This is a genomic window from Amycolatopsis acidicola (assembly GCF_007713735.2).
Lineage (GTDB): Bacteria > Actinomycetota > Actinomycetes > Mycobacteriales > Pseudonocardiaceae > Amycolatopsis_E > Amycolatopsis_E acidicola.
This window is the reverse complement of sequence record NZ_VMNW02000047.1, coordinates 31,291-46,608: the sequence shown is the minus strand read 5'-3', so window position 1 is coordinate 46,608 and position 15,318 is coordinate 31,291. Positions and strand designations below refer to the sequence as shown.

General features: G+C 70.7%; 17 protein-coding genes. 3 read left to right on the top strand and 14 right to left on the bottom strand.

The genetic code is table 11. The annotated features are described in order from the left end of the window. Positions 1–6 precede the first annotated feature (6 nt). On the top strand, positions 7–1,137 hold the full coding sequence (locus FPZ12_RS27060; RefSeq protein ID WP_166462923.1) for an FAD-dependent monooxygenase: 1,131 nt from the start codon (positions 7–9) through the stop codon (positions 1,135–1,137). Between the two features lie 101 nt (positions 1,138–1,238). Here the strand turns inward: FPZ12_RS27060 and FPZ12_RS27055 are convergent, their stop codons facing one another. From FPZ12_RS27055 to FPZ12_RS27025, 7 genes are all read right to left on the bottom strand, one after another. Beyond that, entirely contained in the window at positions 1,239–2,150 is a 912-nt protein-coding gene (locus FPZ12_RS27055; RefSeq protein WP_208026022.1) for a DUF5829 family protein, read from the bottom strand. A gap of 56 nt (positions 2,151–2,206) precedes the next feature. After that, positions 2,207–2,884 carry a DUF899 domain-containing protein gene (locus tag FPZ12_RS27050; RefSeq protein ID WP_144760624.1) on the bottom strand — a complete coding sequence of 226 codons (678 nt, stop codon included), beginning with the start codon at positions 2,882–2,884 and terminating at the stop codon, positions 2,207–2,209. A gap of 69 nt (positions 2,885–2,953) precedes the next feature. Continuing rightward, the gene (locus tag FPZ12_RS27045; protein WP_144760627.1) at positions 2,954–4,111 is read right to left on the bottom strand and encodes an LLM class flavin-dependent oxidoreductase; all 1,158 of its coding nucleotides are present in this window, start codon (positions 4,109–4,111) and stop codon (positions 2,954–2,956) included. A 7-nt stretch (positions 4,112–4,118) separates the two neighbouring features. Continuing rightward, the gene (locus FPZ12_RS27040) at positions 4,119–5,129 is read right to left on the bottom strand and encodes an ABC transporter substrate-binding protein (protein ID WP_144760630.1); all 1,011 of its coding nucleotides are present in this window, start codon (positions 5,127–5,129) and stop codon (positions 4,119–4,121) included. Next, on the bottom strand, positions 5,116–6,006 hold the full coding sequence (locus FPZ12_RS27035; protein ID WP_279537835.1) for an ABC transporter ATP-binding protein: 891 nt from the start codon (positions 6,004–6,006) through the stop codon (positions 5,116–5,118). The genes FPZ12_RS27040 and FPZ12_RS27035 overlap by 14 nt, the downstream gene beginning before the upstream one ends. A 44-nt stretch (positions 6,007–6,050) precedes the next feature. After that, entirely contained in the window at positions 6,051–6,875 is an 825-nt protein-coding gene (locus FPZ12_RS27030; protein ID WP_144757701.1) for an ABC transporter permease, read from the bottom strand. Positions 6,876–7,010: 135 nt separating this feature from the next. Then, positions 7,011–7,583, bottom strand: coding sequence for a TetR/AcrR family transcriptional regulator (locus FPZ12_RS27025; RefSeq protein WP_144757700.1), 573 nt, complete (start codon positions 7,581–7,583; stop codon positions 7,011–7,013). A gap of 96 nt (positions 7,584–7,679) precedes the next feature. Between FPZ12_RS27025 and FPZ12_RS27020 the strand changes: the two genes are divergently transcribed. Both FPZ12_RS27020 and FPZ12_RS27015 read left to right on the top strand, forming a co-directional pair. After that, positions 7,680–8,588: an SDR family oxidoreductase gene (locus tag FPZ12_RS27020; RefSeq protein ID WP_144757699.1), complete on the top strand. Its 909-nt coding sequence runs from the start codon at positions 7,680–7,682 to the stop codon at positions 8,586–8,588. Between the two features lie 35 nt (positions 8,589–8,623). Next, positions 8,624–9,322 carry a helix-turn-helix transcriptional regulator gene (locus FPZ12_RS27015; RefSeq protein WP_243770048.1) on the top strand — a complete coding sequence of 233 codons (699 nt, stop codon included), beginning with the start codon at positions 8,624–8,626 and terminating at the stop codon, positions 9,320–9,322. On the opposite strand, the gene FPZ12_RS27010 is transcribed toward FPZ12_RS27015, so the two are convergent. From FPZ12_RS27010 to FPZ12_RS26980, 7 genes are all read right to left on the bottom strand, one after another. After that, positions 9,315–9,683, bottom strand: a complete 369-nt coding sequence (locus tag FPZ12_RS27010; RefSeq protein ID WP_144757697.1) for a VOC family protein — start codon at positions 9,681–9,683, stop codon at positions 9,315–9,317. The two genes, FPZ12_RS27015 and FPZ12_RS27010, sit on opposite strands and share 8 nt — an antisense overlap. 79 nt (positions 9,684–9,762) lie before the next feature. Continuing rightward, positions 9,763–10,917, bottom strand: a complete 1,155-nt coding sequence (locus FPZ12_RS27005; protein ID WP_243770047.1) for an MFS transporter — start codon at positions 10,915–10,917, stop codon at positions 9,763–9,765. Between the two features lie 2 nt (positions 10,918–10,919). Then, positions 10,920–11,810, bottom strand: coding sequence for an ABC transporter substrate-binding protein (locus tag FPZ12_RS27000; protein ID WP_144757696.1), 891 nt, complete (start codon positions 11,808–11,810; stop codon positions 10,920–10,922). 33 nt (positions 11,811–11,843) lie between these two features. Further along, positions 11,844–12,554 carry an ABC transporter ATP-binding protein gene (locus tag FPZ12_RS26995; protein WP_144757695.1) on the bottom strand — a complete coding sequence of 237 codons (711 nt, stop codon included), beginning with the start codon at positions 12,552–12,554 and terminating at the stop codon, positions 11,844–11,846. Then, positions 12,551–13,378 carry an ABC transporter permease gene (locus FPZ12_RS26990; protein WP_208026021.1) on the bottom strand — a complete coding sequence of 276 codons (828 nt, stop codon included), beginning with the start codon at positions 13,376–13,378 and terminating at the stop codon, positions 12,551–12,553. Before FPZ12_RS26990 ends, FPZ12_RS26995 begins: the two co-directional genes overlap by 4 nt. Continuing rightward, the gene (locus FPZ12_RS26985) at positions 13,375–14,373 is read right to left on the bottom strand and encodes an ABC transporter substrate-binding protein (RefSeq protein ID WP_144757694.1); all 999 of its coding nucleotides are present in this window, start codon (positions 14,371–14,373) and stop codon (positions 13,375–13,377) included. The genes FPZ12_RS26990 and FPZ12_RS26985 overlap by 4 nt, the downstream gene beginning before the upstream one ends. A gap of 28 nt (positions 14,374–14,401) precedes the next feature. Further along, complete coding sequence (locus FPZ12_RS26980) at positions 14,402–15,280, bottom strand: ABC transporter substrate-binding protein (RefSeq protein ID WP_243770046.1); 879 nt, start codon at positions 15,278–15,280, stop codon at positions 14,402–14,404. Positions 15,281–15,318 lie beyond the last annotated feature (38 nt).

The window sequence follows — 15,318 nt, the reverse complement described above, 5'->3', positions numbered from 1 at the left end:
GTCGCAGTGGAGCGAGGCAGGGTGCTCGTGGTCGGCGGCGGGATCGGCGGGCTCTCCACCGCCATCGCGCTCGCGGACGCGGGGTTCGGCGTGCGTGTGGTGGAGCTGCGGGAAAACCTGCACTCTTCGGTGTACGGGGTGGGCATCATCCAGCCCGCGAACGCGCTGCGGGCGCTGGACGCGATCGGCTGCGCCGAGGCGTGTCTCGCGGCCGGCTACGCGACCACGGCGTGGGGCCGGATGCTCGACGTGGACGGCAACCCGGTCCGTGACATGCCCGGGGCCAGGATCCCCGGCTTCCCGCCGATGAACGGGCTGACCAGGCCGAGCCTGCACGGGATCCTCACCGACCGCGCCCTCGCTGCCGGCGTTTCCCTTTGCTACAACACAACTTTCACGGAACTCGACAACGGGCGCGACGGCGTCGGTGTGGTCTTCGACGACGGTACCGAGGACGTGTTCGACTTGGTGGTCGGCGCTGACGGCGTGCGCTCGCAGGTGCGCCGGTATGTGCTGCGGGAGGATCTGCGGCCGGTTTATCTCGGCCAGTCGGCGTTCCGCGTGAACATCCCGCGCGAGCCGGAGATCGACCGGATCATCCTGCAGCACGGCCCCGGGGGCATCGTCGGTTTCGTGCCGATCGGGCCGGAGCTGGCGTACCTGTTCTACAACACGACCTGGCCGGAAGGCCGTCGGCTCGGCCGGGATGAGCTGGCGGGTGAGCTGCGCCGCCACCTCGCCCCGTTCGGCGGCTTGACCGCGCGTGTGCGGGAGAACCTTGCCGACGACGCCGAGATCGTGTTCCGGCCGGAGGAATGGCTGATCGCCCCCGCGCCGTGGCACCGCGGCCGGATCGTGCTGATCGGGGACGCCGTGCACGCGATCACCCCGCACCTCGGCCAGGGCGCGGCGCAGGCCATCGAGGACGGCGTGGTCCTCGCGGACTGCCTGCGCCGCGCCACGGATCTGGACGAAGCGTTCACGGAATACACCGGACGCCGGTACGAGCGTTGCAAGCTCATCGTGGAATCCTCCAAGGCCATCGGCGAGTTCGAAATGGACCCCGCCGCCCACCCCCGGTTCGACCACGCCGGACTCACGCAACACGTGTTGCAGGAAATGGCACTCCCGGTTTGACGAATGGCACCCACTCCCCAACCGCCACCCGGCAACGAAAGCCGGGCACACCACCGATCGTGAACACTCGCCGCTCGGGGCGGTGGAGGGGTATCCCCCAGCTACCGACTGAATGTCCAGCTCGCCCGCGCCCCAGGCCCGACCACCAGCGTCGATGTCCCCAGCTGTTCCACGTGCCGCGAAACGGGGTGGTTGAGCGACATCTCCACCTGACGCAACCCGACCTCCGCCAAGGGCACCGCGTCGAAGCGGATCGTGGTGCCGCCGCGGGTCGCGACGACGCCGCCGGGCTGCGAGTGGACGGCGAAGCCCCCGGCGCGCAGCAGCGGCACCGTAGCGTCAAGATCCCGCGACGTGACCGCGATGCGGATCGCCGTCACGTCGCGCATCAGGTGGTCCTGGTACGCGTCGGCGAGGTACCGCTCGCGGCTGACGTCCCCGGGGTAGCTCGCGGGCTCGACGCCGGCGCGCGGGTCGGCGAGGTACTCGGGCCGGTATTCCATCGCCCACGCGCCGAAGGAGTCGTACGCGGCCGTGGTCAGGATGCCGTCGAACCACGGGACCGGCACCCCGTCGCCGAAGTCCCTGGTCTGCAGGAAGTCGATCGGCTCGGGCACGCCCAAACCGGGCAGGCGGTCGCGCACCGTGGCGAGGTCGCCCGCGTGCTCGGTGGACACCCCCAGCCCGGCCGAGCCGAGCGTGCCATCCTGGCCCGGCAGGTCGCCGACCCCGAACAACTCGAGGTAGGTCTCGCGGCCCAGCAGGTACCGGCCGGTCCAGACCTTGCCGTCCGCGCCGGTGGTGGTCCGGACCTGGAAGTTCGCGAACTCGCGCAGGTACGGGGAGTTCTCGATGGCGTCCGCGGTTTCGCGGTCCAGCACGCCGTAGGAGTGGTTGAAGAACAGGACTTGCGGCGCACCGGTTTCGGCCGCGGCCGCGGTGCCCGCCGTGGCGGCCGTCGTGAGGACCGCCGCCACGGCCAGGACCATTCGCAGGATCAAGCGTCTTCGCATGGAGGCGAGCCTAGAACGGGACACCGGGGAGGAAGACGGTTTTTCCGGCATTCCCCTCAGGAACCGTAGCGGGCGTAGCTTTCCGCGCCGACCCAGCGGCTGTAGGTCGGCGACTGCGGCCACCCTTCGGGCACGTCCTGCCACTCTTCCTGACGCCCGTACGGAAGCAGGTCGAGCAACGGGAAGGTGTGGCTCAGCTGCTCGCACCCACGGCCGTCGGTGTGCCACGTGCGGTACACGGTGTCCCCGTCGCGCAGGAAGACGTTCACCGCGAACCCGCCCCCGGGCGGTGCCCCGACGTCGGCGCCGAACGGGCTGCCGGACGTGGAGTACCAGTCCATCGCGTTGCCGACCTTCTTCTTGTACGCCAGCGCTTCCCCGATCTCGCCCTGGGTCACGACGACGAACCGGGCGTCGTAGGGCTCGAGGAACTCCAGCTTCCAGAACTGGGAGGTGAACCCCGTGCAGCCGGGGCACTGCCACTCGGCGCCCGGGTTCCACATGTGGTGGTAGGTGATCAGCTGGGAGCGCCCTGCGAAGACGTCGACGAGCCGGACCGGGCCGTCCGGGCCTTCCAGGGTGTAGTCCGGCAGCCGCACCATCGGCAGCCTCCGGCGTTCCGCGGCGATGGCGTCGAGCTCCCTCGTCGCGGCCTTCTCCCGCGCGCGCAGCTCGTCGAGCTGCTTGCGCCAGCTGATTTCGTCGGTGACCGGGGGCAGTGGTCTGGTGGTCACGCCGGCATCACTCCTCGCTCCGTGTAGGCCTCTCGTTATAGACCCGGGGAGCGACGAAAACTCATCGGTTCACTGCGCGGCGATGTAGCGCTCCTCGGGCAGGCTGAGCCGTTCGTCCACCGAATCCTTGAGCAGCCCGCGGTGAGCCAGCTCGGGCAGCACACCCTCACCGAACCAGTACGCCTCCTCCAGATGCGGGTACCCGCTGAGCACGAACTCCTCGATCCCCAGCGCGTGGTACTCCTCGATGACGTCGGCGACCTCGCTGTGGCTGCCGACCAGCGCGGTCCCGGCACCACCCCGCACCAGGCCGATTCCCGCCCAGAGCCCGGGGTGGATCTCCAGCCCGCGCACGCCGCGATCGAGCCCGCCGCCGTGCAGCGCGACCATCCGCCGTTGCCCGTCGGACTCGCTGGCGGCCAGCTGCGCCTGCGCCTTCGCCACCTGCTTCGGGCTGAGCGCGTCGAGCAGCTTGGCCGCTTCGCCCCATGCCTCGGCCGAGGTGTCCCGGGTGATCGTGTGCAGCCGGATACCGAAGCGGACCTGCCTGCCTTCACGCTCGGCCAGCTCACGCACACGGCCGATCTTCTCCGCGACCTGCTTCGGCGGCTCGCCCCAGGTCAGGTAGACGTCGGCGTGCCGTGCCGCGACCGGGAGCGCGGCGGCCGACGAACCCCCGAAGTACAAGGGCGGCAAGGGATCCGGCTTGGCGAGCACCGTGGCGCCCGAGACGGACAGGTGCTCGCCGGTGAAGTCGAACGGCTCGCCGCTCCACACGCCGCGGACGATGGACAGGAACTCGTCGGTCCGGGCGTAGCGCTGGTCGTGGTCGTGCCAGTCGCCGAACCGGCGCTGCTCCACCGAGTCCCCGCCGGTGACGATGTTCAGCAGCAGCCGCCCCTCGGAGATCCGCTGGTAGGTGGCGGCCATCTGCGCGGCCAGCGTCGGCGAGATCACCCCGGGCCGGAAGGCGACGAGGTACTTCAGGCGCCGCGTCTCGCGGATCAGCGCGGCGGTGACCAGCCACGCGTCCTCGCACCAGGTTCCGGTCGGGGTGAGCACGCCCTCGAAGCCGAGCTTTTCGGCGGCGCGCGCGACCTGCGCGAGGTAGTCGATGTCGGCCTCGCGTTTCGCCGCGGGTCCTTGGGACCGGTTGGCGTGGAAGCGTTCGACGATGGTGCGCCCGTCGCCGGACGTCGGCAGGAACCAGTGCGGTGTGACGGTCATGGTGTCCTCATCCCCTCGCGGCGGTCAGGTCGGCGGCGTACCGGTTGTCCACGAACTTCGCGAAATCGACCTTGCCCGGCAGCACTTTCTCGTCGCTGAACGCGTCGGCGAGCTCCTGCTCCGAGGCGATCACCTGGTCGTCCAGCGACACCGGCAGATCCGGACCGTTGGCCACGGCCGCCTGCGTCACCTGCGGGGACAGCCCCGTGTCGGCCGCCCACGCCTGTGCCCACTGGTCGTGGTGCGTGTCCGCCCAGCGCTCCGCCTTCGCGATCCGCACCACGTAGTCCTTGATCGCGGCGTTCTTCCCGGCGTCGGAGAGCGCGGAGTTCCCGGCCACTTCGAAGGTGTAGCCGTTGGCGGTGCCTTCGCCGGTGGCGATGGGCTTCGCCCCGGCTTCGAGCTCGGCCTGCGCGGTGTAGGGGTCCCACACCGCCCACGCGTCGATCTGGTGCTGGGTGAACGCGCTGTAGGCGTCGGCTGGCTGCAGGTACGAGAGTTTGACGTCCTTTGTGGACAGCCCGATCTTGCGCAGGTTCAGCAGGACCTGGCCGTGCGCCGAGCTTCCCTTCGCCACGCCGATGGTCTTGCCCTTGAGGTCGGCCACCGAGCGCAGCGGGGAATCGTGCGGCACCAGCAGCGCGTCCCCGGCGACACCGCCGTGCGCGGCGCTGACGAGGGAGATCTTCGCGTTGGCCGCGGCGGAGAAGATCGGTGGCGTGTTGCCGACCCCGCCGATGTCGATCGCGCCCGCCGACGCGGCCTCCAGCAGGGGCGGGCCCGAGGTGAACGTGGACCATTCGATCTTGTAGGGCGTGTCGTCCAGCAGGCCGGCCGCCTTGAGCAGGGCGTGCGAACCGCCCTTCTGGTCGCCCACCTTCAGCGTCACCTTCGCCAGGTCGGCCGCGCTCACCGGCCCCGGCACCGAGGCGCCGGTGCCGCCGCCCGCCCCGCCGCCGCACGCGGTCAGGCCGAGCGAGAGCACGGCGAGGGCCGTGAAAGCCTTACGTAGTCGCATATTCGCTTACTCCCAGGTCGGCCAGCACGTCGGTGCGGACTTCGAGATGGTCGGACAGCGCCCGCGGACGGGGGCGCCGCAGTACGTGCTCGGAAACGATCCGGCCGTTCCCCAGCACGAGCACGCGGTCGGCCAGCAGCAGCGCCTCATCCACGTCGTGGGTCACCAGCAGCACGCCCGGCCGGTGCCCGGACCACAGGTCCTCGACGAGCCGGTGCATCGCCAGCCGGGTCAGCGCGTCGAGCGCGCCGAAGGGTTCGTCGAGCAACAGCAGATCCGGCTCGCGCACGAGCGCGCGGGCCAGCGAAACCCGTTGCGCTTCACCGCCGGAGAGGGTGCGGGGCCAGGCGTCCGCGTGCCCTTCGAGGTGGACTTCGGAAAGCGCTTTCTCCGCGAGCGCCCGGTCGCGCCCCCTACCGAGTTTGCCCCTCCCGTCGACGACTTGGCCCCTCCCGTCGACGTGTTGGCCCGTCCCGTCGACGTGTTGGCCCCTCCCGTCGACGTGTTGGCCCCGCCCGTTCACGGGTCGGCCGCCGCCGTCCGCTTCGGTTCCCGCTACCGTGTCTTGGCCCCGCGCGGCGCCAACTCGCGCGCCCGAGGCGCCAACACGCGCGCCGGAAGGGCCAACACGCGCGCCGGAGGCGCCAACACGCTGGTCGTGGAGGCCGAGGACGACGTTGCGCCAGACCCGCCGCCACGGCAGCAGGCGCGGTTGCTGGAACGCCACCGACACCGTGCCGTCCACGCTCGCCTCGCCCTCGACGGCCGGGTCGAGGCCGGCGAGGATCCGCAGCAGCGTGGACTTGCCCGAGCCGCTCCGGCCCAGCAGGGCCACGAACTCGCCGCGCCCGATTTCGAGGTCCAAAGAGGACAGCACGGCGCGGTCGCCGAATCGCTTGTCCAGCCCGCGGACCCGCGCGATCAGTTCCCCCGCCACCGCAACGCCCTCCGTTCGAGCAGCCGGACCAGCGCGTCGGTCGCGAGACCGAGCGCCGCGTACACGACAAGGCCGACGACGATCACGTCGGTGCGCAGGAAGTCCCGCGCGTTGTTGATGAGGTAGCCCAGGCCCGCGTCGGCGTTGACCGTTTCGCCGACGATCAGCGCGAGCCAGGCGACGCCGAGCGACTGCCGCAGGCCGACGAGGGTCTGCGGGACCGCGGCGGGCAGCACCACGTGCACGAGCCGTTCCCAGCGGGTGAACCCGAGCGCGGCCGCCGCCTCCACGAGGTCCTCGTCGACGTTGCGGATCCCCGAATAGATGTTGAGGTACAAGGGGAACAGCACACCGAGCGCGACCAGCACGATCTTCGGTTCCTCGCCGATCCCGAACCACAGGATGAACAACGGGATCAGCCCGAAGAAAGGCAGCGTGCGCAGCATCTGCACGGGCGGGTCGATGAGCACCCCGCCCCAGCGCGACAAGCCGGCCACCACGCCCAGCACCAGCGCGATCCCGCCGCCCAGCAGGAAACCCAGCGCGACGCGCACGATCGAAACGGCGAACGCCTCACCCAGTTCGCCCGACTGCGCGGTCTCGACGCCCGCCTGCAGCACGGTCCACGGGGAGCTCAGCTTGTCCGGCGGCAGCAGGCCCGTGGAACTGGCCACCTGCCAGAGAACCAGCAGCGCGACCGGGCTGATCCACCGGCGCAGATCGGGCAGGCGGCGCCGGCGTGGTTCCCGTGGCCGCGCACCTGCGGCTTCCTCCGGGCGCGCCACGACGCCCGGCGCGGACAGCGACACTGTTTTCTCCCACGGTCGTCCAACGGCTTCGACCGCAGATGCAACCGCGCGCTTCCCGGAGGGTCAACGCCGTCCCGGATGGCGGACGCCCCCTTGCCAGAACGGCGCGGGGATGCCACTGACCACTGTGGACGGTCAGCCGAGCCCGGCCGCGGTGGCCCTGATCTCCTCGAGGGTTTCGCGCGCGAGCTCACCGTATTTCGGCTCGCCGGGGGCGTCGAGCCAGCGCCGGAACGCCATCCCGAAGGCGAGGGCGCCGAGCTCCGCGGCCACGCTGGCGGCCGGGTCCGGGACGCCGCGCTCGCGCAGGGCGTCGCCCATCGTGTCGGTCAGGATGACGCGCTTGAACATCTCGCGCTCGCGCAGGCTCGCGTTGGCGGCCACGATTTCTTGCCGCCGTGCGGCCAGGCCGCGGCGCTCGGGCTGGAACGCCGCCTCGCTGGCTTCGAGCGCGGCGGTGATCGCCTGCAATGGCGTGGCGGACTCGGGCGCCACGGCGATCGACCGGGCGAAGAGCTGCACGAGCAGTTCCTGCCCGTAGAACAGCACTTCCCGTTTGTCGGTGAAGTACCGGAAGAACGTGCGTTTGGTCAGCCCGGCGCGCTCGGCTATCCCGGCCACCGTCGTGTTGTCGTATCCGTGCTCGGCGAAGAGCTCGAGCGCGGCCCGCTCGAGCCGCTCGCGCGCGTTCGGCTCCCACCGGCTCATCCCCCCAGTCTAGTGATGGCACCCGGTGTCGTCACCTGCTATCGTGATGACACCAGGTGCCATCAGGCTCTGGAGCTCTCCACGGGAGGATTTCTCATGCGTGTCTTGATCACCGGCGCCTCCGGGCACCTGGGTTCGGCGATCGTCCCCGGGCTGGTCTCGGCCGGGCACGAGGTCATCGGCCTGGTCCGGTCGGACTCCTCGGCGGGGAAGGTGACCGCGCTCGGCGCCACCGCCCGCCGCGGCGACCTGCACGACCCGGACGGGCTGCGCGAGGCGGCCACCGGCGTCGACGGCGTGATCCACCTGGCTTTCAACCACGAAGCCATGACCACCGGCGACTACGAGGGCGCGGTCGCCACCGACCTCGCCGCGGTGCGGGCTCTCGCCGACGGCCTCGGCGAGGGTGAAGGCAAGTCCTTCGTCGGCACCTCGGGCACGATGATGCTGCTCAGCGCGGGCCTGGACCGCCCCGGCACGGAGGACGACGTGGTCGCGTCCGGCCCGCGGATCGACGCGGAGAACCTCGTCGCCGGGCTGGCGGAGCGGGGCATCCGGTCGTCGGTCGTGCGGCTGCCGCCGGTGGTGCACAGCGACCTCGACAAGCACGGGTTCGTCCCGTCGCTCATCCGGATAGCCCGCGAGCAGGGCGTTTCGGCGTACGTCGGTGACGGCGCCAACCGCTGGCCCGCCGGGCACACGCTGGACGCGGCGCGCGTCTACCAGCTCGCGCTCGAGAAGGCGCCTGCCGGTTCGCGGCTGCACCCCGTCGGGGACGAGGGCATCCCGCTCAAGCAGATCGCGGAGATCATCGGCCAGCGCCTCGACCTTCCGGTGAAGAGCATCCCGGCCGAGGAAGCCGCGGCCCACTTCGGTTTCCTCGGCGGAGCCGTCCTGGCCGACAACCCGGTGACGACCGCGCGCACGCGCGAAGTCCTGGGCTGGGAGCCGACGCACCCCGGGTTGTTGGAGGACCTCGCGCAGGCGCACTACTTCGAGAACTGAGGAAACTGTCGTACCCCGCGTCTAGCTTGGCGGGCGTGAATCGCACCGATCGCCTGTACGCCCTCGTCGAGGAGCTGCGCGCCGTCGCGCCCCGCCCGCGCAGCGCGCGCTGGCTCGCGGAGCGGTTCGAAGTGAGCCTGCGCACGGTGGAGCGGGACATCTCGGCGCTGCAGCAGTCGGGCGTGCCGGTGTACGCCGAGCCGGGGCGCAGGGGCGGGTACTGCCTCGACAAGGCCCGCACGCTCCCGCCGGTCAACCTGACGCCGGGCGAAGCGGTGGCGATGGCGGTCGCGCTGCGGCGGATGTCGGGCACGCCGTTCCAGGCGAAGGCGGGTTCGGCGCTGCGCAAGCTGATCGCGGCGATGCAGGCGGACGACGCCGAGGCGGCACGCGAGCTGGCCGGGCGCGTCCACCTGCTGACGGACGTGCCCGGGCGAGTGCCGATGTCCCGAGCGATAGCGAGCGCCGTCACCGCCGGGCGGGTGCTGCGCATCGGGTACGCCGATCGCGAAGGTGCCGTCACCACAAGGGAAATCGAGCCGCTGGGCTACATCGGCAAGGAGGAGCACTGGTATCTCGTGGCCTGGTGCCGGCTGCGGGACGCCGTACGGGTCTTCCGCACCGACCGGATCCACGCGGTCTCGGTGAAAGCCGAGGTCCCGCCCGCGCGGCCGTTCCGGGCGGAGGACCTCGACATCCCCTACGGCGTCGTCACCCAGCTTTCGCTCAGCTGACCGGCGTCCGGAACACGGAGAAGTGGTTGCCGGCGGGGTCGAGCAGATGCGCGAAGGTCACCCCGGCCGGGTTCGTGTGCGGGGCGCGCTGCACCTTGCCGCCCGCCTCTTCGACACGGCGGCAGGTGGCCTCCACATCTTCGACGAGCACGCCGAAAACCGCGTAGCCGGCCATTTCCCCCTTGGTGTCGAACAGGCCGCCGGAGAGGCTGCCGGTGCTGAAGATCTGATACGCCGAGTCGGTGCTCTTGGTGTCGTCGTGCGCCACCTGCCAGCCGAAGACATCGCCGTAGAACCGCTCGGCCTCGGCCGGGTTGTCGGTGGCGACCTCGAACCAGGCGATCGCGTTCAATGCGGGCATTTTTCCTCCTGTGGACGCCGGGTCCTTCCCGGCTGTCACCACTGTGGCGGGTGCCCGCGACAACCCCCTGTCGGTGTTTTCAGCGCGGAGCCAGCAATTTCGGAGTGACCGCGACCACGCCGAAAGCGAGCGCGGGAGCGAGCGCCCCGGCGGCGAAGCCCCAGCTGCCGGACGACGTGTACAGCGGCACCCACAGCGCGGGGGCGAGCGCGCCGCCGAAGAACTGCAGCGACAAGGCGAGTGACGAGGCGCCGCCCCGGTTGCCCGGCGCGCTCGTCACGGCGAGCGAGTTGACCGTGGACCGCAACCCCGTGACGGCGATCCCGGCGAGCACGATTCCCAGCGCCAGCAAGGCGATCGTGCCCGAGAACGCGGCCACGAGCACGCCCGTGACCAGCAGCGCGTTCATCGCCAGGCCGACCGTGCGGGCGCCCGCGCGGTCCAGCAGCCGGCCGAGCACGCCCGCGCACACGAGGCCCGCGACACCGAACCCGGCGCCCACCAGACCGCGCTCCGCCGGGCCGAGGCCGAACACCTGCTGCGCCCGTAAGGTGCTCAATACGGTCAGCCCCACCGCGGCGAGATAGCACGTGAAGGACACGACGCACGCCACGGCCAGCCGCGCCGACAGCAACGCCCGCCACGACGCGCGCCCCGTCGCCCGCCGCGCGGAGGAAGCCTCGTCGGGCGGCAGCGCGGCGAGCACGAGCGCCACCACGGCCGGGAAAACGAACGCCAGCCGCCAGTGCACCGCCGACGAAAGCCCGCTCACCAACGGGCTGAACGCCTGTCCGGCGGCCTGCATCGCGGCGAACCAGCCCAGCGCGCGGCCCAGCCGCTCCCCCGGCACCAGGTCGCCGATCGCCGCCACCAGCAGCGGCGTGGTGAAGGCGTTCGTCGCGCCCTGCAAAGCTCGGCCTGCCAGGAACCACGGCAGGTCAGGGGAAAACGCGCACCAGGCGCTCGCGAACACGAACACCAGCAAGGAGATCCGCATCGTGCGGCGGCGGCCCCAGCGTTCGGCCAGCGTGCCGGAGAACAGCATCAGCCCGGCGAACGGCAGCATGTACGCGGTGACGGCGCCGGCCGCCGCGGTTTCGGTGCCGTGCAGCCCGGCCGCGACTTCGTGGATCATCGGGGTGACCATCGTGCTGCCGTACGGGCCGAGGAACCCGCCGACGTAGAGCGGCCACACCCGCGCGCGTGCGGGTGTGGCCGTGGTGCCCGTGGTCACGCTCAGGTCGTGACGAGGTTGCTGACGAGCTGGCCGTACCGCGAATCGTCCTCGATCAGCTTCCAGCCGACCATCCAGTCGTAGGTGCGCTGGAACTCCGCCTCCGGGTACGGTTCCTGCTTCACGAACCGGAAACGCCCGAGCGGGAAGTCCTCCGGGCGCAGCTCGCCCAGCTCCGGCGGCACCTCGGCGATCAGGTGGTGCAGATACGGGCGCGGGTCTTCGTTCAGCTTCGCGACCGCGCGGTCCACGGCGCGGCCGATCGCGTCGTAGGTCTCGGCGTCGAGGTCGGGGCTGGCCACCTCGGAGCCGATGTAGAACGCCTCGGAAAGCACCTTGTAGCCCTGCTTCTCGGCCAGGGTGATCCACGGCTCCATCAGCGCGGCAGCCTGGATCTTCCCGTCCCGCAACGCTTCGTAGCGCTGCTGCGGGCCGCCGAGGTGCACCACCTTGATCTCCTCGCGCGGCAGGAAACCCTCCAGCATCTGCAGCGCGACGTAGTGCGAGCCGTGGTGGAAGTTGACCGCGACCTCCTTGTTCGCCAGATCCGACGGGTGCACCTCGGGCGCGTCGGGGCGGACGAGGATGGCCTGGCTGCCGACGGTGGCGCGTTTGCTCACCACGCGCCCGCCGACGGTGCTGTCGTGCGAACGGCGGATCTGGCCCCACTCGCAGGCGCGGTAGAGAGTGGCCTCGCCGCTCTCGAAGTGGGATTTGGTGGAGCCGAACGCGCTCAGCAGCTCGTGGTTGTCGAGGTACGTGACGGACGCGTACTCCTTCGGCACGAAGCTGACGTCGAGACCTTCGTCGGCGAAGTAGCCTTCGTCCTTCGCGACCAGCTGCGGCAGCGAGAACACCAGCGACAGCGTCTCCATGGTGACCGAAGTGGGCATGACACACCTTTCCTCTGTGCGGTAAGGGAAAACTCAGACCAGATCGGCGACGATCCGCCGGTGCACGTCGAACAGCGCGGGGTCCTCCGGCGACCGCGGCCGCGGAAGGTCCACTGTGTACTCCTGGCTGAGCACGGCCGGGCGGCCCGAAAGCACCACGACGCGGTCGGCCAGCAGCGCGGCCTCGGCGGGGTTGTGCGTGACCAGCAGGCCGGTGAGCGGGCGCTGCAGCCACAAGTCCTGCAGCAGCAGGCGCAACCGGCGGCCGGTGATCTCGTCGAGCGCGCTGAAGGGCTCGTCCAGCAACATCAGCGCGGGCTGCACGGCGAAAGCCCGCGCGACGGCGACGCGTTGGCGCTGCCCGCCCGAGAGCACGGACGGGAACTTGCCCGCGTACTCCAGCAATCCGACCGCGTCGAGGATCTCGTCGACGCCACCGGTGGGCAGCCCGGCCGCCTCGACGGCCAGCTCGACGTTCTTGCGCACCGGCACCCAGTCCAGCAGGCGAGGCTGCTGGAACACCATGCCCAGCCTGTCCGCGCTGTTCACGGAAACCGTTCCCGTATCGGGTTTTTCCAGCCCGGCCACGAGATGCAGCAACGTCGTCTTCCCGGTTCCGGAGGCGCCGACCACGGCCACCAGCTCGCCCGGCTCGACCCGCAGCGAGAAGCCGTCGAACACGGTTTCGGCCGCGCCGGTGCCGGTGAACCGCTTGCCGATCCGGTCCAGGATCACCGCGCTCATACCGAACTCGCCTTCCGCCAGCGGGTGAAATACCGTTCGAGCCCTTGCAGCACCCCGTATTCGAGGATCGCCATCACCACACCGAACAGCAGCGTCCAGGCGAGCACCCCGGCCACGTTCTGCGCGCCGAACTCGTTGTTGAGCTGGTAGCCGACGCCGCTGGACATGCCGAACACCTCGACCAGCACGATCACCTTCCACGACAGGGAAAGCCCGATCCGCGCGCCGGAGAACAACGCGGGCTGGACGGCGGGCAGCCACAGGTACCGCAGCCGCCGCCCGAGCGGGAACCGGTACACGTGCGTCATTTCGATCAGGTCGCCTGAGATCGACGTGATGCCCTGGTAGATGTTGAGCGTCAGCGCTGGCGCGGCGGACAGCGCGACGGCGATCACCGGGTTCGCCAGCCCCACGCCGAACCAGATCACGCACAGCAGTGCCCACACCAGGCTCGGCACGGTGAGCCCGAGCAGCACGGCGGGCTCGAAGAACCGGCGCACCACCGGGTTGCGGCCCATACCGATGCCGACCACGAGCGAAACCGCGAAGCCCAGGGCGAACCCGAGCGCCACCCGCAGCAGCGTCACGCCCAGCTCGGGCAGGAACAGTCCACTTGAGACGGTGTCTCCGACTGCTTTGGCGATCTCGCCGAGGTCCGGCACGAGGAGGTTGTCGAGGCTGGTGGCCATCAGCTGCCAGCCCGCCGCGAGCAGCACGAGGAACAACGCGGGCGGCCACGCGGCGCGCACCCGGTTCCGGGCGGGCGGCGACGCCTTTTCCCCTGCGGCGAGGGTTTCCGGTGGTGCTTCGGTGTGCACGCTCATGACGTCAGCTTCGTGTAGACGGGGGTGGCCGGGGCGGCTTTCAGGAGCCCGTACTTCACCGCGGCCTGGATCTGGGTGTCCATGCTCGCCGCGGCCGACTGGCCCCAGTCGACCGGGTAGATGTCCTTGAGCCGCTCGGGAAGCAGCGCTATCGCCGCCTTTTCGGTGGCCGGGACGCCGTAGTAGTCGGCGAGCTCGGCGAGCACCTGGGGGCGTTCGTGGATCTTCTGGTGCACGTCCAGGCGGAGCTTGGCGAGCGCGTCGGCGATCTGGGAGTGGTCGCGCACCCAGTCCGCCCTGGCGCCCTGTCCGTTGAGCAGCAACGGTTCCGTGCGCCCGGTGCCCTGCTGCCACAGCTGGTCGATGGTCGCGAGCTGCCGCGCGCCCTTGGCGACCAGGCGGGTCGCGTTGGGCTCGATGGTGACGATGCCCTCGACGTCGCCGCGGTCGAACAGCGCCAGCCCGGCGAGCACCGCGCCCTGGTGGATCTCGTAGTCCTGCTCGAAGTCGATCCCGTTGACCGCGGCGGCGAGCTGGGCGGAGCGGTAGGCGTCGCTGTTGTTGGGCGGCGCCGCGATGCGCTTGCCGCGCAGGTCCGCGGTCGTGCGGTACGGGCTGTTCTCCGGCACCAGCCAGCGGACGTGGTTGTTGAGGCTGGTGCTGAACACCGTGAGCCCCGCGCCCGCGTCGTTCGCCACCACCGCGCCGATCGGGCCCATGCTGGCGGTGTCCAGCGCGCCGGAGAGGAGCTTGTTCTGCACGTCGCCGGGTCCGGTACCGGCCACATAGGACAGTTGCAGCCCGCCGAGCAGGTTCTGCTGCTCGGCGATCGGCCGCACCACCGCGCCCGCGGTGCCCTTCTGGGTGTCCTCGACCTTGGCCTGTTTCCCGCCGGCCGCGCCGCTCGAACCGCAAGCGGCGAGCAGCGCGCCCAGTCCGGCCACGCCGCCGAGCAGCACCGCGCGGCGGCCGAGCACCGTTTCCTCCAGCGACACCGTCCTCCTCCTTTCCTCGGGGAACCGCTCAGCGCGTGGCGAGCAGGTTTTCGTAACTGTTGCGGCCGTCGGTGAGCCGCCAGGACTTCATCCACGAGTAGCTCTCCGCGAAGCGCTTCTCGCTGAACGGACTCACCGCCGTGTAGCGGTAGTAGTCCGGGCTCAGCTCGTCCTCGGCGAGCGCGCCTTCGGTGTCGGCGACGATGTGGGAGCGGAAAGCGGCGGGGTCCGCGTTGATCAATTCGACGGCTTCGTTGACCACGCGGATGAACATCGCGCGGCGCTCGTCGTCGAGGTTCGGCGCGATCACCTCGGAGCCGCGGTAGAAGTAGCTGCCGATGATGTGCGCGCCCTGCTTGCGGGCCAGGCTGATCCACGGCTCCATCAGCATCACCGCGCGGGCCTCGCCGGAGCGGGCGCGGGCGATGCGCACGGCCGGGGAGCCGATGTGCTCGAGTTCGATCTCCGGCCGGGGCAGCGTGCCCTCCAGCAGGTGCAGCGCGGTGTAGTGCGAGCCGGTGAACTCGTTGACGCCGACCGGGATCCCGGCCAGGTCATGGGGTTCGTTCAGCTCCGGGTCGAAGGTGACCAGCGCCTGCGCGACCACGGCCGGGCGCAGGTAGGCGATCCGGCCGCCGCGCCGGTTTCGTTCCAGGCGGTCGATTCCGCCCCATTCGCACAGGTTGTAGACGTCGGCGGACTCGGACTCATAGAGCGATTCCTTGAGCCGGGCCAGCGGATCACGTTCGGTGCCGACGCGGGCCCGCGCGCTGTCTCCCTCGGCGAAGCGCACCGAAAGCCCGGCCCGCTCGAACAGCCCCCGGTCGATCGCGACGATCTCGGGCAGGTCGAACAGCGGCAGGTTGGGGGCGATCACGACCTCGTTCGGGCGCACGGCACCGGCCACGGATCTCTCCTTCGCTCAAGGGATTCCCGCACGCATTT